Here is a 21,107-nt window from a genome sequence, read left to right as displayed (position 1 = left end):
TCGTTTGTCTTCTCAGGACTCCTTTTTATATGGAAATGAAATATACAAGAGACTAACTTTTAATCTTCATTCTATAATCAATATAATGTTTTTCTCGCACCAAATGGAATTGTTTCTAAGGAAGTAGAGTGGTCGTTGTTATTCCTAATAAACGAGATGACAACGTTTGTATGTGATTCTAGTGAGGTAATGACAGACTCAAGGTCATCATAATTGTGTACAGGCTTTTCATTTATTGAAGTGATGACATCATCTGGAATTAGTAAGTGTTCTGCAGGAGTATCAGGAATGACTTTTACGACTTTTGTACCATTAGTGGTTGATGTGTGTAGAACTCCAATCCAGCTTTTCCAAAAAGTTGAACGTAGATCAATATTATTTTCTAATACAGATTGATAATTGCGTAAAAACTGTCTGGTTCCAAACATCATATTTTCTTTTTCCATCATTCCAATACTTCCCTTCCACAAGCCCGTATATTCAATGCATACAAGACAGCCTTCGTGTTGTGGTTGGATCGTCCAGATTGTTAAATTTCCTTCTGCATCTTGTAGTACCAATTTTTCATTTACAACCCAATCTTTTATTATTCCTTCATAATGTGCACCCCAGCCATAATCTAATTGAATGGCCCCACCTCTATTTAGATCAATGGAACAACTTTGTGTTTCCCACTTGTTTCTTTCACTTGGAATGACAAGTGCAGACCAGACTTGTTCGGCTGTCGTGCGAATAAAGATTTCTGCTTTTGCGGTTGGATTATTCATTTTTTTCCTCCTTTTCTAAATGTGTTTTTAATGCATGAAGCTTATCTTCTAAGATGGATTCTAATTCTAATTGAAGTAGACGGTAGCTTTTATTAAAGGCATCTTGATTAAGAGAATAAAAGCGGAACTTCCCTTCCTTTCTCTCAGAAATAAGTTGTGCTTCTTTCAAGATCTTAAGATGTTTTAAAACCGCAGGCTGAGACATTTCAAAATGAGTTACAATTACTGATTGTGTTAATGCTTGCTGACTAATGAGCTGGAGAATTTTACGTCTTGTAGGATCTGATATAGCTCGATAAAAGTCATTCATTTCAACACACTCCAATTCATATAACCTTTTGGTTATATTTTAATTATATCGAAAATTTAAAAATAATTCAATATGTATTTTCAAAATAGCTTGTGAACAAACGTACACTTGATTATATTAATGATAATGATTATCAATTATTTGAAATGGGGAAGCGAATTTGAATCAAACGATAAATGAAATAGAGAAGTGGAAAGTTAGATCAACAATCAATAAAGAACCGTACGAAATATCAGTATATATCCCACAGACTTCAAAGCCTAGAGGAGGTTTCCCGGTTATCTATGTTTTAGATGGCGATGCCTTTTTTTTAACAATCAAAGAAATAATTTCATTGCAGTCAAGAAGGCCAGAGAAGACAGGAATCGAGCCTCATATTGTTGTTGGTATTGGGTATGGTGAGAACGGGCCATTTAATCAACGAAGAGTTTATGATTTTACGCCAATTTCAGAGCATGTTAATTTACCAAGTAAGCCAGATGGGAAACCTTGGCCAGAATCTGGAGGAGCGCAGTTGTTTTTACAATTTATTGAAAAAGAGCTGATTCCTCTAATTATGCGGAAGTATTGTGTAAACAGTAATGAACAGACTTTATTTGGGCATTCTCTTGGTGGATTATTTACTCTATTTACGCTATTTAATTCTCCTAAGCTTTTTAAGCGATATTTTGCAAGCAGTCCATCGATTTGGTGGAATGAAAGATGTCTATTGAAAGATGGGGAGGTGTATATTCATCTAATGTCTGAAAGAAAAAATCGTAAGTTGTTTATGTGTGCCGGTAGTGAGGAAAAGGATTATCTTATAAGTGATCTGTTAGGTCTTGGTGAGAGAGTAAAACCGCATTTACAAGTAGATACAAAGATATTTGATGGAGAAAACCATATGTCCATTGTACCTAGTTCTTTTAGCTATGGCATGCGTAAGCTCCGATAAAATTGCAGAAATATGGGCAAATGCCTTAAGCCATTTATCCCTTCTTACATATTTTGTTTGTATAAAGATAAAAGGAGGACATTGGTATGCATAGAAGACCATTTGGAGGACCAGGGTTTGGTTTTGGTAGACCAGGCTTTGGACGCCCGGGATTTGGCTTTGGGTTTGGAGCCCCGTTTCTTGGAGGGCTTGCAGCAGGAGCTTTAGTAGGAGCAGCGCTTACTCCGTATCCTGGATATTACCCATACCCATACCCATACCCATACCCATACCCATATTATCCTGTTTATTAGTTCAGTGGGAGACTGGTGTTTACCGTCTCCTTTTTGTGCTTATACGAGTACCCCAAAGCTTTGTTTCTTTGCGAGATCTGTTTTTTGACAAGAGATTTTATAAGAACATAAAGTACAGGAGGATAGGGCAGATTTATTTCTAAAGGCGATTTGGGTTCTGCTTAACAATGAGAGAAGGTTTTGTTCGTCAGTTAAATCAGCAAATAGAAATTGTACACCGTATTCGTATTCTTCATGTTCGACTTCGTTTCTACGTAAAATATGGCCCACTAGTTCTATGTTCTCATTTAATAAAGTGGTAGAAAAGGATAACAAGAAATGATCAGAAACAGGTAATCTTAATGAAGATTGGAATCGTAGTCCGCCAGCGCTAATATCTTTAATACATACTTTGGATCTTTTTTGGGAATCTAATTCTCTTCCCCCTGCAGAGATGATTCTTAATTCACTACATAATGGGTATTGAAAATACTGTCGGAAATAAGCTCTATTATTTTCAGTCATTTGTTCGTTCATCAAATCCCCCCTTGTCTTATATTAATTGTAAAAATATTTTAACAACATTTCAAGTGAACCTTCTAACGCAATTAAGGAAAAAATATGTATGAACGAAGGAATTAGGATGAAAATATATATAATTGCTAGAATTACTCATTTTGTTATCTTAACAAACATTGAATACTGTGGTTTAAAATAGGTAGGAATGTTAGGATTCGATAATATAGAGAATATTCGCAACACAAGCTTTATTAATAAAATATGCTATAATAACTTGGATTAATATTATACAGATAGGAGTCATCGCCATGTTAAAAGATTTCTTTATTGGCTTATCCCAAAACCAACTTTTAAATAGTGCAGCAAAGAAATATGGTTTAAAAATGGGTGCTCAAAGTGTAGTTGCAGGCACAAACCTAAACGAAGCCATTCAAAGCATCAAGAAGTTAAACGCAAAAGGCATTTCTTGTACAGTTGATAATCTGGGAGAATTTGTATATAAGAAAGAAGAAGCAATAGAAGCAAAAGAGCAAATTTTAGAAGTAATTGAAGCGATTCATACAGAAAAAGTGGACGCTCATATTTCTTTAAAGCCTTCTCAACTAGGTTTAGATATCGATTATACTTTTTGCTATGAGAATTTAAGAGAGATCGTCTCTAAAGCATATACGTATGGCATCTTCATTAATATTGATATGGAAGATTACGACCGTCTTCAGTTATCTTTTGATATGATGGAGGAACTATCAAAAGAATTTGATAATATTGGAACAGTTATCCAAGCTTACTTCTTCAGAGCAGATGACGATATCCGTAAATATAAAGATTATCGACTTCGTATTGTTAAGGGTGCGTATAAAGAATCACCTCAACACGCTTATCAAGATAAAACTGAAATAGATAAACATTACATCGAATTAATTGAATGGCATCTACTCAATGGAAAATTCACTTCTATCGCTACACATGATCATAATGTGATTGATCACGTAAAGCGTTTTGTGAAGGAAAACAATATTCCAAATGAGAAGTTTGAATTCCAAATGCTATATGGCTTTAGAAAAGAAATGCAATTTGAACTTGCAAACGAAGGATACAACTTCTGTACGTATGTTCCTTTTGGAAATGATTGGTACGGATACTTCATGCGCCGTTTAGCAGAAAGACCTCAAAACTTAAACTTAGTAGCAAAACAAGTTTTTAACAAGAAGACAAATACAGTTTTAGGTGTAGCTGCAGGGGCATTCTTACTAGGACGTTTAACGAAGAAAAAAAATAAATAAGTATATTTTTAAAGCGTGGAGAATTGAATCTCCACGCTTTTTTTAAAGGTATTTTTCAATATCTTCAGCAATTTTACTAGGTTCTGTTGTAGGTGCGTAACGCTCAATAACTTCACCGTCACGGTTCACTAAAAACTTTGTGAAATTCCATTTGATGTTCTTTGAGAGTACACCTTTCTTTTCATTTTTTAAATGAGTAAAGAGGGGATGTTCTTCTTCTCCATTTACTTTCACTTTTGCAAACATTGGAAAGGTAACACCATAGTTTATTTGACAGAACTCAGTCGTTTCATCAATGTTTTCAAACTCTTGATTATTGAACTGGTCGCATGGAAAACCTAAAATCTCTAACCCTTTGTCATTGAATTGATCATAAAGCTTCTGTAGCCCTTCAAATTGTGGAGTAAGTCCACATTTACTTGCTGTGTTCACAATTAATAACACTTTTCCTTTGTATGCACTTAGTGATTTCACTTCATTATTAGGCTTTTTTACTTCAAAATCATAAACAGTACCCATATCTAAAACCTCCTACTTAAGCTGTTGAAAAATAAATAAAGATAATTCTATTTTAAAGGAATAGTGAAAAAAAGCCCAGTATGACGCTTATTAATCATAAGAAAAACCGATACATCGTTTGTACCGGTTCTCTGTCTGCTGAGAAAAACACTTACATCTTTTAAATCCCATCATGAACAATCTTTTCTCTTTCTCTCTACGCATGAGCTAAATTGTTGTGTTTTAGAGCGCTTTATATTTCCCGTCTCATTGCTTTTAGAACATCAACATTCGTTGCTTTTTGTGCTGGCCTCCAACCAGAGAACATTGTAACAATTAAACAGATCGTGATACTAATCGCTGCTAGGGAGAATGGTATATATGAAAGCATAAGCCCTTCTGGTCCGCGTTCTTCAAAAACAGCTTCTAAAACAAACGGAAGAGCAAGATTTACGCTAAAGCTGATAATATAGGCAATAACTGTACCAATCAGTGCACCTAATAATCCAATACAGGTACTTTCTAAAAGGAATATCTTTTTAATCGTTTTTGGATTTGCACCAATTGCTTTCATGATACCAATGTCAGGGCTTCTCTCTGTCACAGCCATTGTCATCGTATTATAAATTCCAATTGAAGCAATAATGAGCGCAACTGTACCAATAAAGAGTAAACCAATCTTTAGAATCGTAAAAATGATATTGATTTGTTTCATTTCATCTACAGGGGAATAGACCATGTATTGTTCGTCTTTAAGTTGGTCGGTAATTCCTGAAACATTTTCAATCGTGTTGCTGTAGATTGTTACTTGATCGTATTCTCTAGGTCCATTCGGATCAAAAACTGAATCACCCTCGTAAGGCTCTGGAGAACCTGCAAACGTACCTGTAAACGTTTCTATTTCTTTAAGCACATCTGCAGATATAAATACTCTTTGATCTTGCATCCATTCTCTTGCAGGCGCCTCCGTCATTCCTACTACAACAAGAGGAATTGTTTTTGACGTTTGCTCTCCATTTTCAAGTTTTATGACATCCATTTCAATTGTCTTGCCGATAAAATCATTCTTCGAACCAGTGTACTTAAATTCTTCTTTTAACAGTCCGTTTTCATCGTATGGATCAACGCCTTCAACTGAACTTTTTTCGAGAAAATCAGTAAAATGATAGCCAATTAATACTTCATTGCTTTTCTCGGGTAATCGACCTTCCGCTACTTCCAGACCTGATGATATTTGCGATTCAAAGTCTGTGTAGAGTGTCTCCATTGAACCAGAGTATTCATCGATTCTGAATTCTGGATGTTGATATAAACGAATGCTTCGCGTTACCGAACGGACATTTTCAATGGCTTCAAACTTTGTGATATCTTCATCCGTTAGCCTACCGTTGTTTTCAAAACTTCCATACACTTCAATTTGATTGACAAAACGGTCTTCCATCTGCTCTTGAATAATTGATTTATGAAGGCCAAATCCAACGGATGCTAAGACAATAAGAAATGCACAGGCAATAGATGTTGCTAGAACGGTCATAAATAATCTTGATTTGTTCTTTTTCATGTTTTGTCGTACAAAACGTAATTGATCTCTAAGTTTCATCCTACTAGCTCCTTTGCTAACGTCCCATCTTGAATATGAATCGTTTTATGACCAATATGTGCAACCATATCATCATGTGTAATAATGATAAACGTAATACCCAAGTCTTGATTTAACTCTTTTATAAATGCAAGTAAGTTACTTTCAGTTTCACTATCAAGACTTCCTGTAGGTTCATCGGCTAGAATAATTGGGGGGTTGATTACTAGAGCTCGTGCAATACTCACACGCTGCTGCTGTCCGCCAGATAGTTCGCTTGGATAATGATCTTTATAATCGGTTAACCCGACTCTAGCGATTGTTTCTTCAGTCTTAGTTTTGCGCTCATTCTCTGAATAACCTTTAAGGATGAGGGGCAATTCAATATTTTCGTAGGCTGTCATAGTAGGGATCAACTGAAAGCTTTGAAAGATGAAACCGATATGATCTAATCGAAAATCAGCAAATTGACCTTCATTTAGGTTGGTTACACAAGTTCCATTGATCCATACTTCACCTTCTTTCGGTTTAATAAATCCACTAATAATATTTAATAGTGTTGATTTACCAGACCCGCTTCGCCCTACAATCGTTACTATTTCTCCATTCTTAACATCGAAGGATAGATTCTTTAATACTTGAATGGAGTTCATTTGATTTTTCTTCCCAATATCAAACGAGTGACTTACATTCTTAATTTCGATCATAATATTCCCACCTTTATTTTCTATCTACAGTTAATAGACGACAATAAAAGTGAAAACCCCTTCAATATGTTCGTAAAAAATTCACAGAAACAACAAAAATAATGTTATTTCGATTTTCGAATGATAAATGAATTATGGTACACTTTACGTATTGTGTGAAATTTAAGATCAATGGCGATGAGGTGTCTAAAGTTGAAAACAGTGGTTGTCGTAGGTGGAGGTATCACCGGATTATCAGCATTGTATGAACTTCAAAAACAACTTTCTAATATTAATGAAAAAGTGAAAATCATCTTAATTGAGCAGGCTGAAGTTCTAGGTGGGAAAATCTCTACAAGACATGATATGGGGTTTACGATGGAGCTTGGTGCAGATTCTATAGTGACGAGAAAAGTTGAATCGATGTCTTTTTTACAAGAGTTGGACCTGGAACAAGACTTAGTATACAATGCGTCTGGAAAGTCCTATTTATATGTCGATGAAGAGTTGAAGCAAATTCCGAATGGAACCATTTTTGGAATACCGATGAGTATAGAAGCGTTGGTCAACACAGAGTTAATTTCGGCTGAAGGCAAGGTGGAAGCGTTAAAGGATCTATATGTGAGCGAACATTCATTTACCATTCATGATTCGATTGGAGAATTTTTGGAGTTCTTTTTCGGAAAAGAATTGGTAGAAAAACAGATTGCACCAGTTCTATCAGGTGTTTATTCTGGAGATTTAAAAGAATTAAGCATTGCTGCCACTCTACCACAAGTGTTCCATTACAAGAAAGAGTACGGAAGCATTATAAGAGGATTTATGGAAAACAAACAGAAATATGAGAGTCAGGATAATCGTAAGTTCTTCTCATTTGAAGGTGGTCTTCAAACGTTAATCAGAACGTATGAAGAAAGATTAGACGATGTTGAGATTAGAACAGCAACGAAGGTTGAATTCATCCAAAAATTAAATGAAGACTATACATTAACTTTATCGACTGGTGATACAATCGTCACTAATCAGCTGATTCTAGCGGTACCACATCGGGCACTTGAAAAGATGTTTGCAGAATCAGCAATAAAAGCACAACTGCAAAAATTTCAAGATGGGTCTGCCATTAGTGTTTATCTAGGCTTTGATGTGTCTGATGAAGTCCTTCCGAAAGATGGTACAGGCTTTATTACAAACCAATCAAAAGACGTAAAATGTAATGCATGTACTTGGACGAGTAGGAAATGGAAGCATACTTCTAAGGACGGAAACTTATTGGTGCGATTGTTTTATAAAAATAACTTACCTTCTTTTGAAAGAATTGCGGCATTGGGAGAAGATGAATTTGTTCAAACAGCACTATCTGATATAGAAAAGAGCATAGGTATTAAAGCTGCACCAATCACATATGCAATTACAAATTGGATCGATAGTATGCCACGATATTTTATTGGACATGGAGAAGAAGTTGAACATTTAGAAGTTCTAATGAAATCACATTATCCAGGTGTCCATTTAGCAGGCTGTTCATTTTATGGAGTAGGCATTCCAGACTGTATTCAAAATGGAGCAGACCAAGCGAAGAAAGCGATAGATCAATTATTCAATCATTAAAATCAACAGGGACTTGAATGAAAGTATTCAAATCCCTGTTTTTTTTCATTATCTTTTAAGCGTACTATTGATCAGACATTGAACGAAATAATTGGGTGCTCATACTTCCTTGGACGATATTTTCGAGAAAAAACTCCTCAACCATTTTTAAATACTCCTCATCATCAAACATTTTTTTGTTCTGTAACTCCATTTCTGCAAGCCCATCATAGATGGATAAAAGTGTATAGCAATGGTCATCACCTGAAACAGGTGTAAGAATCTCTACTCGATGATCAAATGAATCATTTCTAAACTTTTTCATTTTCTTTAAATTTGTCATGGCTTCTTTAAAGTTTTCTTGTTTAATTTGGAATGATTGATACACATAAACCGCCACTAATTATGAACCCCCAATACATGCAATTTCTGTTAATAGGGTAAACGAAATGTCTATGTTTTATCCTTAAGTAAATAAAAAGAGTTAACGATTGGTAAAGTAAATTAGCAATCGTTAACCCATACGTATTATTCGAAAAATACGGAAATCAATTGATTCATGGTCATGCCGCTTTCAACTTCAAATGCTCCTGGCTTTAAATCATTTGCCAGCCCTCGATCCTCAACAGCATTAAAGAAATCTCGACTATTCTCGATAATATTCTCTTGAGCAAGCGCTCTACCTACGTCAATGCTCGTCATTCCAGAAGCAATATGGATGACTGTGCGTACATTTGTTGGTTCTTCTTCTTCCTCAACAACTTCTTCTTCTACTTGTTCAGGCTGTTCTTCTACCGGCTCTTCCGGTGTTTCTGATTCAGACGGAGTCTCAACTCCTGTGACCTCATTCCATTCTTCTTCTGTATGAATCACATAGCCAAGTGAAGCTAATTCTGTTTTTAATTCTTCTTCTGTAAGTTGTGTTGACTTATTATCTGCTTTAGCTGATTTCGTACCACTATCTGAAAAGAAGTAAACACCACCAATTAAGCTAGCTGATACAAGCAGTCCAATTGCAAAGCTGCGCATTATATCAGGTCTCATGCGATGTTGCCCCTTTCATCCTTGTTACGTTCATAAGGTGCTAATGCCTGTTCAACTTCAAAGCGATCTTTCTGCACCTTATCAGCGATACTATCATAAGAATATCCACGACGATGCATTTCTAACATTTCACGTAGTATCATACGTCTATGTTGGACCTCTTTTGGAACAGAGTTTTCAAATGCAATGATTTCGGCATCATGTTCTAAATTGCGAATGTGTTGCTGAAGTGTATGTATTTGATCTGTAAGTGAAAAAGACAATTGGTCCATTTGCTTTTCAGTTTGCGTCATAGTTTGTTTTTCTTTAATAAATGATAAAACGAGGAGTACTACGGCTGCACCAAATAAGATGGCAATAATCCACTCCATATTTTATACCTCCCTGTATTTCAAATTCCCTGCAATATTTAATTATACATGCCTTTATAACGAATTTCGATTTCTTTTGTCAAAATCACACAAAAAGTCTTAATCATATGTAAGAAATCTCCGAGAAAAATGTAGAAGTGAGGAATAAGTATGAAGGTGAATATGGGACAAAGGGTATAACAACGAAAGAATTTACTGGAATCAAAGGGTGAAAATACTAAAACCTCCTTGAATGGAGGTTTTAGGTTTTACGTTGTAGACCATTTCTTTTGAAAATGGGCGAGTGTGAGTAGAGGAAAGATATACCTATAGCTATGATAGTGAAAATACAGCGAGCCTGCTAATCCTTGTCCCATTGGGTAATTTGTTGTCCAATTATCATCGAAAAGATGTTTTTTTAAATAAGTGATTCCTTTTAGAATTTCAGGAGTCGGATGGGAAGTCGTTGCAATTAATGCATCCATTGCCCAAGCAGTTTGGGTAATTGTACTTCTCTCTAATGGGCGGTAGCGCTTCTTTAGATCACTCATACATGATTCACCAAACCCTCCATCCTCGTTTTGAATGGAGTGTAGCCATTGGACTCCGGTTGCTATTGAGTGATGTTTTGAGGATACACCAGCAGCTTTTAATCCTGTAATGGCTGCCCAAGTTCCATAGATATAGCAAATTCCCCATCTCCCATACCATGAACCGTTTTTCTTTTGATTTTGGATAAGCCATGATTTACCCAGATTCATTTTTTCCTTCGATTGAGCACTCATGTCAACAGAAGAAAAAAAGTAGTCGATGGTTCTTCCTGTTAAATCAGAGGAGGATGGATCAATGAGGATAAAGTCTCCATGTTCAATTGGAATAAGTTTAAGCAAGGGACTGTCAGTATTTCGTTCAAAAGCAGGCCAACCACCATCGGCATTTTGCATACCTAAAGCCCAGTCTACCCCTTTTCTCCATGATTGAGCATACACGGGATCTTTCATTGCTGATCTTGTAATTGCTCTTAATGAAGCTGCTGTGTCATCAATATCAGGGTTTATTGTATTAATTGTAGAAAATCCCCAACCCCCAGGGTGAACACCAGGTGCATAAGTTGACCAATCTCCATAGCGATTATGCTGTTTAGATAATAAATATTCATTTGCAGCTTTAACCATTTCATCATGATGTGAGACTTTTGCTTCCTGTAACGCATAGCTAATTAATGAAGTGTTCCAAATCGAAGCTGTTGTAAACTGCATATGTGTCTGCCCACGGACAATTGTCTTCATCGCTTTTAATCCAGCAACTGCTTTTGTAATGACAGGGTGATTCTTCTTGTATCCTTGAGACAATAGAGCAAAAATCATTAGGAATGTTGAAGTGAAATAACTATATAATGTGCCATCTTCCTCTGAATGACTAAGCATGTAGTTCATCGCTTTTTCAATCGCGTTTCGATGAAGTTCTTGTGGAAGCCCAAAAAGCAGCTTAACCCCATTTAACAGAAGGGAGTGGAGCTGCTTCCATTCGGATGAACGCGTCCAGCTGAAGAATGGCTCATCTCGAGTTGTATATAAGTGAGATAGACTAGGAAGAGAATCTGACCTAAATTGATACTTCTGATCAGCTAAAAGCAGTAAAGGAACGAAGTGCACGCGACTAAAAAGAGAAAGCTTATGAAGAGTAAATGGGAATGATGGCGGGAGAAGAATCATTTCAATGGGCATGGGAAAAAAGGATGGCCACTTGTATTGACCAGTTATGGTTAACATGATTTTCGTTAGAAGAGTTGCGTTTTCAATGCCACCATTCTTTAAGATAAAATCTTTTGCTTTAAGAAGACAATCATGATCTTCAGGTAATCCAGAGCAGAGTAGGCCATAATAACCTTCAATTGTTAGAGATAGATTTCCTTCCGCTTCATCATTAAAGAGTTTCCACGCACCATTATCCTCTTGGGTGGATAATATTCTTCTTTGGAGTTCATCAATGAGCGAATCATTTTCCATCTTTAATGCCTTTAACAAAACAATCATGTATGCATCTGTTGTTATGCTTGTTTCAAAAGGATAATTCCACGAACCATCACTTGATTGGTCATTCCTAATAATTTCAATAAGACGAGCAATTGCTTCCTTAGTATGCATCATCCACCTCCGAGTAGAGCATCGATACATACATATTCAGGTGGGGAGGGGAGAATGCATAATTCAATGAACTCATATAAGAATCAAATGCTCATTCATTGTGTATCTCTAGAGTTTCTACTCTTAATAGAACAAATCAAAAAGCTAGGCGTTACTGCCCATTGGGATAAAGGGAAACTAGGAAAGCCCCCAGAGACATAGAGTGAAGAGAGGCATGTAACTATAGGCTCGTAAAGAAATTATTTCTTCTTAATAGGCTTCTTCTTTAAAATCTGTAGGTCTATATACAATTGACATCGAGTTTGAAAGTCATCGAAATCGATCTTAGTAATCATAGATATTTGTTTTAGCCGATACTTTAATGTATTACTGTGGATAAATAATGCCTCTGCTGTTTTTTTTAATCGACAGTTATGCTCTAAATAGACTTCTAAAGTATGCAGTAGGCGAGTTTGATCGATGAGATCTTTTTGTTTCAGGATGTGTAAATCTTTGTTTTGATAACCTTTTTCTTTTTGAACAATAGCAATTGACTCTAAATAACGAAAAAGCTTTAAATCATCGTAATACTGAGGTACTAAATCCGGGCTACCAAAGAATTGACCTATATGTATGACCTCAACAGCCTCTTTATAGCACATTTTTATTGATTCTATCGAATGATGCTCCAGTGAAATCCCGACATAAAAATCCAATCGTTTAAACTGCATTCGGACTGAATTAACAAGTATCTTTGCCTGATCAACGATGTTTCCTGAAGTTAAATGACTTCCTAATAGTAGGGCGATTCCATCCCTAGTTGTAATTAGATTTGTTACATATGGCAGAGTATTGCTTAACAAGGAAACGGAATCAATTAGTTTATCATATAGTTGTTCTTTGCCAGCGGCTGGGGTAAAAAGAATTAACACGTATCGATCTGGGATAGCCATTTCTAATGTTTTTGCCTCGGCTAGTATTCTTTCTAATATCAAATCCTCTGATTCTGATTGTAAGAGTGTAGAGAGAAATTGCTTTCTTCTTTCATTCTTATTATGCAAGGCGATTTTTTGTTCATTCAATAATCTTCCAATGTGGTATGAAACCTGCATAACAAAAGAGATTTCAACAGGATTCATTATTGGTTCTGAATGATGGATCCATATATAACCAAAGTATTGGCCTTTATGCTCTATGCGAACTACAAAACGATCTTTTAACCCAATTTCATTCATTGCTGGAATGATGATAGGAGAGTCCATATTATTTAGTTGTTCAACAATACCTTCTAACATGAACCTTTCCATAATTGAGATTGGCCATTTTTTTGTAAGGATTGTTTGTTGATTTGCATAATCAAATTGATTAACAAGAGAGGAACTATAGGCAAGTAATGAAAATTGTTCATCTTCTAATACAACAGGTTTTTTTAAATATTCACTAGTTTCGGAAATAATTTTATTGATATCTTTTTCATTTAATATTTTTTCAAGTAGTTGATTCATAAAGGGCTCCTACATCAGAATTTATTCATAGTTGAATATAACATGATAAGATGTCATGTCAATTTCAAGGGGGATAAAAAGATAAATTCACATAGAAAAAGCATCTGATTGATCCTCAATCAGATGCTTTCAAATTTAGTCTTGTTTATAAGCTTCTTCATAGGCTTCAAATTGCTTCTCTACCCTTTTTGAAGGCTCATTAGTTAATGAACTAACTATAATAATTGCTAATAAGCTTGCGAAGAAACCAGGAATCATTTCGTATAAAACTTCAGATAATCCAACTTGCGGCAATGACCATATGATTACGGTTGCTGCACCGACAATAATACCAGCTAAAGCACCTGAAGATGTCATACGTTTCCAGTATAAGCTTAGTAAAATAAGTGGGCCAAAAGCAGAACCGAATCCTGCCCAAGCATATCCTACTAAGTCTAAAATTGTTGCATTTTGCTCCCATGCAATGAATATAGCGATAATTGCTACCACTAGTACGGAGGCACGTCCGATCATTACATACTCTTTGTCCGTCCCATCTCTACGCAAAAATGTTTTATAAATATCTTCAGTTAATGAACTTGATGTAACAAGTAATTGAGAAGAAACGGTGCTCATAATTGCTGCAAGAATTGCTGCAATCAAGAATCCAGTAATAAACGGGTGAAAGAGAATATTACCTAGAACAATAAAAACAGTTTCAGGATCGCCTAATGTATCTCCTGTTTGATGGAAATAAGTAATCCCGAGGAATCCAATAAAAGCAGCACCAATTATAGATAGAATCATCCAACTCATGCCAATTCTTCTTGCAGATTTAATTTCTTTTTTAGAAGAAATCGCCATAAAGCGAACAATGATATGAGGCTGACCAAAGTATCCTAGTCCCCAAGCAAATAACGAGATAATGCCTAATATGCTTGTTCCAGTAAAAATGTTCAGTAGCGCAGGATCGATTGATCTCGGTACATCAAAGGCTGGACCAAATCCTCCAATTTCCATAAGTGTTACGATAGGAATTAAGACAAGTGCAAGCAGCATAATAGTCCCTTGGACAACATCAGTCCAACTTACTGCAAGAAAACCTCCAAATAAAGTGTAGGCAATAGTTACACCAGCCACAATCAATAAACCTGTGTGGTAATTAACGCCAAATGTACTATTGAAAAGAACTCCACCTGCTACCATTCCAGAAGATACATAAAAAGTAAAAAAGATTAGAATAACAAAACCAGAGAATAGTCGTAAACTCTTCGCATTTTCTATAAAACGATTTTCTAAAAAGCCTGGTATTGTAATAGAGTCACTCGCAACCTCACTAAACGTACGTAATCTTGGGGCAACAAAAATCCAGTTAGCCCATGCACCTAAAGTTAATCCGATTGCAATCCAAGAAGCACTAATACCACCGGCGTACATTGCACCAGGAAAACCCATCATGAGCCAACCACTCATATCAGATGCACCTGCACTTAAAGCTGTAGTGACAGGGCCTAATTGTCTACCTCCCAACATATAATCGGATAGGTTAGACGTTTTCTTATAAGCCCAATATCCAATTGCAAGCATACCGGCCATATAAATGACGATTGAGATAATTAATGAAATATCAATTTCCATAATTTATTTCTCCTCTCAAATAAAGTTTAAATAAAACATCAGAAAGTATGTTCTGATATATTATACTAAGTTAATACAGTAATCAAGTGATACATCTATTGCCGTTTACTATTGTACCTCAAATGTACTGTAACGATGCAATGATTAAGTTCTTAATTATCAATGCAATCATATGAAAACGCTTAAAATTTATATAATTATAATATTACAATTTTGTGAACATAACCAACAATGGTTATACGATACAATATTATTCGAATATAATTGTCTATCTCGGACAAAAACAGTTATATATTACCATATACCAGAGAGTGAATTCTGAATAATCAGTATTTACTTTCTGGTAGTTTTGTATTTTAATAGTAATGTAGTTTGAAAATTATGATATTTCAAAAAGTTGAGAGGAGCTTCAAGATGAGAGAGCTGTTAAAGAAAGGGCTTTATTTATTCTTATTTGTAAGCGTTTCATTTTTAGTGGCATGCAATAACAGCGAGAGTAGTGGAGAATCCAGTTCAGATGGTGGAATTGTAAAAGCAGATATTGGTGTTATTTCTTTTATTAGTGGTGCTGGTGCAGCTTATGGCGAGGCGATTACAAGGGGACTTGAACTAGCAAAAGAAGAAATCAACGCCAAAGAGGAAGTTGAAATCACATTAAAAATTGAAGATTCTGCCGGTAAACAAGATCAAGCATTAACCTCTGCTCAGAAGTTAATGAACTCACAAAATGTGACAGCTATTATTGGGCCGACGTTAAGTACAGAAATGAATGTCGTTGGGCCAGAAGCTGATTTAAATGGTGTACCGATTATGGGTACTTCAACGACAGCAGACGGGATTCCACAAATCGGTGAATATGTATTCCGAAACTCAATCCCTGAAGCACTTGCAATTCCAGCTTCCATTTCTAGTGCAGTTGAAAAATATGATGTACAAAAGGTAGCAATACTGTATGGAAATGATGATGTCTTCACGAAGTCTGGCTATGACACAATGAAGGCAACAGCTGAGGAAATGGGCTTAGAGATACTGACAACAGAAACCTTCCAAAAAGGACAATCTGATTATAATGCAGTACTAACAAAAATTAAGAACTTAAATCCAGATATCATTTTGGCATCTGCTCTTTATAATGAAGGGGCTGTCATCATGGACCAAGCAAGAAAAATGGGAATTGACGTTCCATTTGTCGGCGGGAATGGATTTAACTCACCGGAAGTTATTCAAATTGCTGGGCAATCAGCGGACGGATTAATTGTGGCAACGCCTTGGTTTGCAGAAAAAGACGATGAAAAGGTGCAAGGATTTGTGAAGAAGTTTGAAGAGAAGTATGGAGTTAAGCCGGATCAGTTTGCAGCACAGGCGTATGATGCGCTATATATCATGGCTGAAGCCTTAAAGAATGCTGGAAGCAATGATCGAGATGCTGTTCGTGACGCATTAGCAGAAGTTCGTAACTTTGAAGGTATATTAGGAAACTTCTCTTTCGATGAAGAAGGCGATGTTGTAATGGAACCGACGGTACTTGTAATTCAAGAAGGTGCTTTTAAAGTTTTTGAATAGTACTTACGATGACGAATCCTAGAAGGTGAAAACATGTTAATAGAACAACTGATCAATGGTATAACACTTGGAAGTATTTATGCCATTGTTGCATTAGGTTTTACACTCGTATTTGGTGTATTAGGGATTATTAATATGGCTCATGGTGAGATTTTTATGTTTGGTGCATTTATTGGTGTCATTATCACGAGCACGTTTCAAGCACCAATCTGGGTTGCATTTGCGGGAGCAATTGTCATCACATCGATCATGGGCTATATGTTGGAAAAGTTTGCGTTAAGACCCCTGAGGCATAAGCAGGGGGTTTCTCATTTAGCTCCACTAATAAGTACAATTGGGGTCTCAATACTGTTAGAGAACTTGTCTCATCATTTGTTTGGAGCCGGAAATCATCCTTTTCGTACGCCATTTGCTGAAATGAGTATTGAAATTGGCGGAATTACGATTTATATCGTTCAAATCGTGATTTTTGCGATTTCTGTTATTCTAATGCTCCTTCTATCTAATTGGTTGAGTAAAACGAAAGCAGGTAAAGCATTACGAGCGACAGCGGAAAATTTAGAAACGGCAAGTTTACTCGGTGTTGATACTAAAAGAGTTATTACAATGACTGTAATCATTGCTTCTGCAATGGGAGGAATTGCTGGAATTCTAGTAGGGATGGCGTTTAACTCTGTAACGCCACAAATGGGGTTATCAATGGGGTTAAAAGGTCTAGCTATTATTATTTTAGGTGGTATGGGGAATGTAAAGGGAGCAATGGCTGGGGGGCTTATCTTAGGTTTAGCTGAAACATTTATCGTTGTTTACGGTAATTCAGGCTATCGTGATGCGATCGCATTCATCGCCATCATTGTCATACTTCTCATTCGCCCACAAGGATTATTTGGCAAGAAAGTATCTACATAAGAAGGTGATAACATGATTGATTTATTAAACCCCTACTACTTACAGGTTGCCTCATTTATTTTAATTAATATTATTTTAGGGCTCAGTGTGTATGTCACATTATCGACCGGACAATTATCACTTGCTAATGCGGGTTTTATGGGAATAGGAGCCTATACTTCTGCGTTATTGACAATTCATTTTGATTTGCCAATCTTTGTAGGAGTTTTACTTGGAGCTCTTGTTGCTTGTGCCATTGGAATCATGATTGGTATACCGACACTACGACTTCAAGGCGTATATTTAGCAATTGTAACACTTGGATTTGGTGAAGTTATTCGGGTGCTATTTGTAAACTGGGAACCACTCACGAAAGGTTCGGTAGGATTATCGGGTATTCCACATTTAGGACGAGAGGTCTTGCAGTTCTTTTCTGGATTCGGCTTTTCCCCACAATCACTCGGTTTGCAAAACAATCAATTTATTTTTCTCTCGATATTTATCATTTTATTGATTATTTGTATCGGGGCGATTTGGTTTTTACGCAGACAGCATACGTCGAGAGTAGGACGAGCATTTGCTGCAATCAAGCTGGATGAAAAAGCAGCTGAATCGATGGGAATTAATATTACCTACTATAAGGTTTTGGCCTTTGCACAAGGTGCATTAATGGCAGGGTTTGCGGGTGCATTGTATGCCCATGTCCTTGGATATATCAGCCCTGCTGATTTTTCTTATCACCGAGCAGTTGAGATTTTAATTTTTGTCGTCTTTGGTGGAAGTGAAGTCATTTGGGGCCCAGTTTTCGGTGCGTTTTTCTTAACAATGATGCCTGAAGTCTTGCGATTTATTAGTGAATACCGCTATATGATTTATGGAATCATTATTATCATCATGATGGGTGTTCGTCCACAAGGATTAATTGATTTGAATGTCCTTTATTGGGTGAAGCAAACGTGGAGAAGGAGAGGGAAGAAGCATGGTACTGGAAATCACAAAAGCATGTAAAAACTTTGGCGGTTTAAGCGCTCTTTCTGATGTCTCTTTTTCCATTCAAAAGGGAGAGATTTTTGGTTTAATAGGTCCAAATGGCGCTGGGAAAACGACTATGTTCAATCTGATTACTTCAATGTTTAGTCCCACCTCAGGAGAAATTTCATTTAAAGGGGACGGGTTAAATGGACTGAAACCACATATTATCACAGAGAAAGGCGTCTGCAGGACCTTTCAAAATATCCGGTTATTTACTCAAATGACCGCAGAAGAAAATGTAATGGTTGGAGAGCATTGCAGAAGTAAATCAGGTGTGTTAAAAGGAGTATTCCGAACAAAGTCACAACGAGTGGAAGAACAGCGTTTAAAGGAGCATGCAGCGCAATTGCTGGAGTTTGTTGGATTGGAGGAGCACTTGCATACATTTGCAGAGAATCTATCTTACGGGCAGCAACGCCGCTTGGAGATAGCAAGAGCACTAGCAAGTTCCCCTGAACTATTATTATTGGATGAGCCAGCTGCAGGAATGAATGAGACGGAAACGGAAGATTTATTTCAGTTAATAAAAAAAATCCAGGCAAGCGGGGTAACCGTTCTATTAATTGAACATGATATGCCGTTAGTAATGAAGCTTTGCGATCGGATTGCGGTTTTGAATTTTGGCAAGAAAATAGCTGAGGGAACTCCAGCAGAAATTCAAAATGATCCCGTTGTCATCGAGGCCTACCTTGGGCAAGAGGAGGAAGAAGTCGATGCTTAGAGTGGAAAAGTTGGATACGTATTATGGGAAGATTCAAGTGTTAAAGGGAATTCATTTAGAAGTACCTGAAGGGAAAATCGTAACGATTTTAGGTGCAAATGGTGCAGGTAAAACGACGGCTATGAAATCAATTTCTGGCTTGCTTAAACCAAAAGAAGGAAAGGTAACCTTTTTGGGAGAAGATGTTACGGGGTTAAGGGCGGATCAGTTAGTCAGAAAAGGAATTTCACTTGTGCCAGAAGGAAGGCAAATCCTCGCTGGAATGACGGTGATGGAAAATCTAGAAATGGGTGCCTATCATCGAAAAGATCAAGAGGGCATTAAACAGGATTTAGAGCGTGTTTTATCAAGATTTCCGATATTAAGAGAGCGGGAAAAGCAACTTGGAGGTACATTATCTGGTGGTCAACAGCAAATGCTTGCCATTGCAAGAGCTATTATGAGCAAGCCGAAGCTATTATTGCTTGATGAACCATCAATGGGATTAGCTCCATTGATCGTAACGGACATCTTTAAGATTATTAAAGAAATCAACAAATCAGGGACAACTGTTTTACTAGTAGAACAAAATGCGCGTCAAGCCTTGAAGATTTCAGACTATGGGTATGTTTTGGAAACTGGAAAGATTACGACAAGTGGTACGTCAGTCGAGCTTTTAAATGATACAAGAATCATAGAAGCTTATCTTGGCAAACGTTCTGGGTAATAATAAAAAACTGCACCCCAATTGTAGATGGTCTAACAATTGGGGTGTAATACAAATTGATTGCTGTTTCTCTAATTAACCGACAATTCGATTGACGGTTTGCAATACTTCCTCACGACTCATTTTATCTCTACCCTCCATTAAGGCGGTTAATGTCCCATGTGCAAGCGTTAATGGAATCTGACAGAATTGCAAGATATGTGGATCCTTGATTTCTTTTACATAGAGATCTGCAAGCTCTAAGTTCTTACTAGCATACTTGAACATATCATCTAGTTCCCAGTCTTGTGGGAAGAAAGTGACGCCTCTCTCTGCATCTTCGCGATGGTTGCGCAAAATATTCACTGCTTGTAATCCACGACCAAATGCTATTCCAAGTTTTTTATCTGCATCAGTTCCATCATGCCAACTCCAAATATCCGTTAGCATCACACCAACTAAGCCAGCAACACAATAAGTGTAATCATCTAAATCGTTCTCGTTTTCAATTACCCAATCTTTTTCTACCCATTCTCCCATTCCCTTTGACATAATGGAGGTTGCTTGTAACACTTGATCAACAATTCCATTTGGACAAAGAGAAATCCAATCTTCAAGCCTTAACGTTACTTCAGGTAAAATTTCTTTATAAGGTTTTAAAAGGCTCTCGATTGAAGTAGGGAGCGTATTCTTCTCTGTTAATACTTGGCTAATAGAAAACAATAACGAACTTTTAACTTCTGGTTTTAATTGTTCATGATCTTCAATCTCATCAATCGCCCTCATGCACAAATAGGCTGCAGCAACAGTGTCTTTAAGTGTTTGCGGCAAAAGGCTGATTGGGATAAAGAATGTCCGGCTTGTTTGTTCTAAAACTCTCATTGCATCATCTTTTAAATACTGATTGTTCATTCGATCCTCATCCTTTATTTATCTATTTATCAATATCATGTGTGTTTTCCATATGTTTTAGACTATTTCTATTATATAAATAATGTACATATAATAAAAGAAAAGTGTTGATTAAGTTATTTTAAGAAAATTCTCATAAATATATTTAAAATATAGCAAAAAAGAGATAAGATGATAACATCATAAATTTAGATAACCGAAGGATTTGTATAAGCAACAGGGGGATACG

The 21,107-nt window shown here is 36.5% G+C and carries 23 protein-coding genes; 10 read left to right on the top strand and 13 right to left on the bottom strand.

Features of this window, described 5'->3' with window-relative positions:
• Positions 1–77: 77 nt before the first annotated feature.
• A complete protein-coding gene (locus AC6F34_RS10635; RefSeq protein ID WP_500771864.1) occupies positions 78–767 on the bottom strand; it encodes a PDZ domain-containing protein in 690 nt (229 codons plus the stop codon).
• Positions 760–1,077 carry a metalloregulator ArsR/SmtB family transcription factor gene (locus AC6F34_RS10630; protein ID WP_500771862.1) on the bottom strand — a complete coding sequence of 106 codons (318 nt, stop codon included), beginning with the start codon at positions 1,075–1,077 and terminating at the stop codon, positions 760–762. Before AC6F34_RS10630 ends, AC6F34_RS10635 begins: the two co-directional genes overlap by 8 nt.
• Positions 1,078–1,237: 160 nt before the next feature.
• On the opposite strand from AC6F34_RS10630, the gene AC6F34_RS10625 reads away from it, so the two are divergent.
• Together AC6F34_RS10625 and ymaG are read left to right on the top strand one after the other, a co-directional pair.
• On the top strand, positions 1,238–2,011 hold the full coding sequence (locus AC6F34_RS10625) for an alpha/beta hydrolase (RefSeq protein WP_500771860.1): 774 nt from the start codon (positions 1,238–1,240) through the stop codon (positions 2,009–2,011).
• A gap of 86 nt (positions 2,012–2,097) precedes the next feature.
• Entirely contained in the window at positions 2,098–2,304 is a 207-nt protein-coding gene (gene ymaG / locus AC6F34_RS10620; protein ID WP_500771858.1) for an inner spore coat protein YmaG, read from the top strand.
• A 39-nt stretch (positions 2,305–2,343) separates the two neighbouring features.
• On the opposite strand, the gene AC6F34_RS10615 is transcribed toward ymaG, so the two are convergent.
• Positions 2,344–2,820, bottom strand: a complete 477-nt coding sequence (locus tag AC6F34_RS10615) for a PilZ domain-containing protein (protein WP_500771856.1) — start codon at positions 2,818–2,820, stop codon at positions 2,344–2,346.
• A gap of 290 nt (positions 2,821–3,110) precedes the next feature.
• Between AC6F34_RS10615 and AC6F34_RS10610 the strand changes: the two genes are divergently transcribed.
• Entirely contained in the window at positions 3,111–4,085 is a 975-nt protein-coding gene (locus AC6F34_RS10610) for a proline dehydrogenase family protein (protein WP_500771854.1), read from the top strand.
• A 42-nt stretch (positions 4,086–4,127) separates the two neighbouring features.
• Here AC6F34_RS10610 and AC6F34_RS10605 read toward each other — a convergent pair whose 3' ends face one another.
• The 3 genes from AC6F34_RS10605 to AC6F34_RS10595 all read right to left on the bottom strand — a co-directional run bounded on the left by AC6F34_RS10605 (position 4,128) and on the right by AC6F34_RS10595 (position 6,869).
• Entirely contained in the window at positions 4,128–4,604 is a 477-nt protein-coding gene (locus tag AC6F34_RS10605) for a glutathione peroxidase (protein WP_500771852.1), read from the bottom strand.
• A gap of 232 nt (positions 4,605–4,836) precedes the next feature.
• The gene (locus AC6F34_RS10600) at positions 4,837–6,183 is read right to left on the bottom strand and encodes an ABC transporter permease (RefSeq protein WP_500771850.1); all 1,347 of its coding nucleotides are present in this window, start codon (positions 6,181–6,183) and stop codon (positions 4,837–4,839) included.
• Positions 6,180–6,869, bottom strand: a complete 690-nt coding sequence (locus tag AC6F34_RS10595; RefSeq protein ID WP_500771848.1) for an ABC transporter ATP-binding protein — start codon at positions 6,867–6,869, stop codon at positions 6,180–6,182. Before AC6F34_RS10595 ends, AC6F34_RS10600 begins: the two co-directional genes overlap by 4 nt.
• 201 nt (positions 6,870–7,070) lie before the next feature.
• On the opposite strand from AC6F34_RS10595, the gene hemG reads away from it, so the two are divergent.
• Complete coding sequence (gene hemG / locus AC6F34_RS10590; protein WP_500772433.1) at positions 7,071–8,456, top strand: protoporphyrinogen oxidase; 1,386 nt, start codon at positions 7,071–7,073, stop codon at positions 8,454–8,456.
• A gap of 64 nt (positions 8,457–8,520) precedes the next feature.
• Here hemG and AC6F34_RS10585 read toward each other — a convergent pair whose 3' ends face one another.
• The 4 genes from AC6F34_RS10585 to AC6F34_RS10570 form a co-directional block, all read right to left on the bottom strand.
• Positions 8,521–8,835: a hypothetical protein gene (locus tag AC6F34_RS10585; protein WP_500771846.1), complete on the bottom strand. Its 315-nt coding sequence runs from the start codon at positions 8,833–8,835 to the stop codon at positions 8,521–8,523.
• A gap of 128 nt (positions 8,836–8,963) precedes the next feature.
• Entirely contained in the window at positions 8,964–9,479 is a 516-nt protein-coding gene (locus AC6F34_RS10580) for a hypothetical protein (protein ID WP_500771844.1), read from the bottom strand.
• On the bottom strand, positions 9,476–9,850 hold the full coding sequence (locus AC6F34_RS10575) for a hypothetical protein (RefSeq protein WP_500771842.1): 375 nt from the start codon (positions 9,848–9,850) through the stop codon (positions 9,476–9,478). The genes AC6F34_RS10580 and AC6F34_RS10575 overlap by 4 nt, the downstream gene beginning before the upstream one ends.
• 248 nt (positions 9,851–10,098) lie before the next feature.
• On the bottom strand, positions 10,099–11,976 hold the full coding sequence (locus AC6F34_RS10570) for a terpene cyclase/mutase family protein (RefSeq protein ID WP_500771840.1): 1,878 nt from the start codon (positions 11,974–11,976) through the stop codon (positions 10,099–10,101).
• Positions 11,977–12,030: 54 nt separating this feature from the next.
• On the opposite strand from AC6F34_RS10570, the gene AC6F34_RS10565 reads away from it, so the two are divergent.
• Positions 12,031–12,177, top strand: coding sequence for a hypothetical protein (locus tag AC6F34_RS10565; RefSeq protein WP_500771838.1), 147 nt, complete (start codon positions 12,031–12,033; stop codon positions 12,175–12,177).
• A gap of 38 nt (positions 12,178–12,215) precedes the next feature.
• On the opposite strand, the gene AC6F34_RS10560 is transcribed toward AC6F34_RS10565, so the two are convergent.
• Both AC6F34_RS10560 and putP read right to left on the bottom strand, forming a co-directional pair.
• A complete protein-coding gene (locus AC6F34_RS10560) occupies positions 12,216–13,460 on the bottom strand; it encodes a PucR family transcriptional regulator (RefSeq protein WP_500771836.1) in 1,245 nt (414 codons plus the stop codon).
• Positions 13,461–13,595: 135 nt separating this feature from the next.
• On the bottom strand, positions 13,596–15,077 hold the full coding sequence (gene putP, locus AC6F34_RS10555) for a sodium/proline symporter PutP (RefSeq protein WP_500771834.1): 1,482 nt from the start codon (positions 15,075–15,077) through the stop codon (positions 13,596–13,598).
• A 414-nt stretch (positions 15,078–15,491) separates the two neighbouring features.
• Here putP and AC6F34_RS10550 point away from each other — a divergent pair, with 414 nt between their 5' ends.
• The 5 genes from AC6F34_RS10550 to AC6F34_RS10530 are packed head-to-tail and all read left to right on the top strand — an operon-like array spanning position 15,492 to position 19,987.
• A complete protein-coding gene (locus AC6F34_RS10550) occupies positions 15,492–16,640 on the top strand; it encodes an ABC transporter substrate-binding protein (protein WP_500771832.1) in 1,149 nt (382 codons plus the stop codon).
• A 33-nt stretch (positions 16,641–16,673) separates the two neighbouring features.
• The gene (locus AC6F34_RS10545) at positions 16,674–17,549 is read left to right on the top strand and encodes a branched-chain amino acid ABC transporter permease (protein WP_500771830.1); all 876 of its coding nucleotides are present in this window, start codon (positions 16,674–16,676) and stop codon (positions 17,547–17,549) included.
• Positions 17,550–17,561: 12 nt separating this feature from the next.
• Complete coding sequence (locus AC6F34_RS10540; protein WP_500771828.1) at positions 17,562–18,536, top strand: branched-chain amino acid ABC transporter permease; 975 nt, start codon at positions 17,562–17,564, stop codon at positions 18,534–18,536.
• The gene (locus tag AC6F34_RS10535; protein ID WP_500771826.1) at positions 18,508–19,281 is read left to right on the top strand and encodes an ABC transporter ATP-binding protein; all 774 of its coding nucleotides are present in this window, start codon (positions 18,508–18,510) and stop codon (positions 19,279–19,281) included. The genes AC6F34_RS10540 and AC6F34_RS10535 overlap by 29 nt, the downstream gene beginning before the upstream one ends.
• Complete coding sequence (locus AC6F34_RS10530) at positions 19,274–19,987, top strand: ABC transporter ATP-binding protein (protein ID WP_500771824.1); 714 nt, start codon at positions 19,274–19,276, stop codon at positions 19,985–19,987. The genes AC6F34_RS10535 and AC6F34_RS10530 overlap by 8 nt, the downstream gene beginning before the upstream one ends.
• 75 nt (positions 19,988–20,062) lie before the next feature.
• On the opposite strand, the gene AC6F34_RS10525 is transcribed toward AC6F34_RS10530, so the two are convergent.
• Complete coding sequence (locus AC6F34_RS10525; protein ID WP_500771822.1) at positions 20,063–20,878, bottom strand: squalene/phytoene synthase family protein; 816 nt, start codon at positions 20,876–20,878, stop codon at positions 20,063–20,065.
• Positions 20,879–21,107: the final 229 nt, after the last annotated feature.

Source organism: Niallia sp. CD-39, assembly GCF_059874745.1.
This window is presented reverse-complemented; position numbering and strand designations above follow the sequence as displayed.

Excerpts from the sequence above, each read along its gene's own strand:
- ymaG (WP_500771858.1), top strand. The coding sequence starts at position 2,098 with ATGCATAGAAGACCATTTGGAGGACCAGGGTTTGGTTTTGGTAGACCA.
- AC6F34_RS10580 (WP_500771844.1), bottom strand. The coding sequence starts at position 9,479 with ATGAGACCTGATATAATGCGCAGCTTTGCAATTGGACTGCTTGTATCA.
- AC6F34_RS10570 (WP_500771840.1), bottom strand. The coding sequence starts at position 11,976 with ATGCATACTAAGGAAGCAATTGCTCGTCTTATTGAAATTATTAGGAAT.
- AC6F34_RS10635 (WP_500771864.1), bottom strand. The coding sequence starts at position 767 with ATGAATAATCCAACCGCAAAAGCAGAAATCTTTATTCGCACGACAGCC.
- putP (WP_500771834.1), bottom strand. The coding sequence starts at position 15,077 with ATGGAAATTGATATTTCATTAATTATCTCAATCGTCATTTATATGGCC.
- AC6F34_RS10560 (WP_500771836.1), bottom strand. The coding sequence starts at position 13,460 with ATGAATCAACTACTTGAAAAAATATTAAATGAAAAAGATATCAATAAA.
- AC6F34_RS10540 (WP_500771828.1), top strand. The coding sequence starts at position 17,562 with ATGATTGATTTATTAAACCCCTACTACTTACAGGTTGCCTCATTTATT.
- AC6F34_RS10610 (WP_500771854.1), top strand. The coding sequence starts at position 3,111 with ATGTTAAAAGATTTCTTTATTGGCTTATCCCAAAACCAACTTTTAAAT.
- AC6F34_RS10550 (WP_500771832.1), top strand. The coding sequence starts at position 15,492 with ATGAGAGAGCTGTTAAAGAAAGGGCTTTATTTATTCTTATTTGTAAGC.
- AC6F34_RS10535 (WP_500771826.1), top strand. The coding sequence starts at position 18,508 with ATGGTACTGGAAATCACAAAAGCATGTAAAAACTTTGGCGGTTTAAGC.
- AC6F34_RS10525 (WP_500771822.1), bottom strand. The coding sequence starts at position 20,878 with ATGAACAATCAGTATTTAAAAGATGATGCAATGAGAGTTTTAGAACAA.
- AC6F34_RS10545 (WP_500771830.1), top strand. The coding sequence starts at position 16,674 with ATGTTAATAGAACAACTGATCAATGGTATAACACTTGGAAGTATTTAT.
- AC6F34_RS10530 (WP_500771824.1), top strand. The coding sequence starts at position 19,274 with ATGCTTAGAGTGGAAAAGTTGGATACGTATTATGGGAAGATTCAAGTG.
- AC6F34_RS10615 (WP_500771856.1), bottom strand. The coding sequence starts at position 2,820 with ATGAACGAACAAATGACTGAAAATAATAGAGCTTATTTCCGACAGTAT.
- AC6F34_RS10630 (WP_500771862.1), bottom strand. The coding sequence starts at position 1,077 with ATGAATGACTTTTATCGAGCTATATCAGATCCTACAAGACGTAAAATT.
- AC6F34_RS10575 (WP_500771842.1), bottom strand. The coding sequence starts at position 9,850 with ATGGAGTGGATTATTGCCATCTTATTTGGTGCAGCCGTAGTACTCCTC.
- AC6F34_RS10605 (WP_500771852.1), bottom strand. The coding sequence starts at position 4,604 with ATGGGTACTGTTTATGATTTTGAAGTAAAAAAGCCTAATAATGAAGTG.
- AC6F34_RS10595 (WP_500771848.1), bottom strand. The coding sequence starts at position 6,869 with ATGATCGAAATTAAGAATGTAAGTCACTCGTTTGATATTGGGAAGAAA.
- AC6F34_RS10565 (WP_500771838.1), top strand. The coding sequence starts at position 12,031 with ATGCATAATTCAATGAACTCATATAAGAATCAAATGCTCATTCATTGT.
- AC6F34_RS10600 (WP_500771850.1), bottom strand. The coding sequence starts at position 6,183 with ATGAAACTTAGAGATCAATTACGTTTTGTACGACAAAACATGAAAAAG.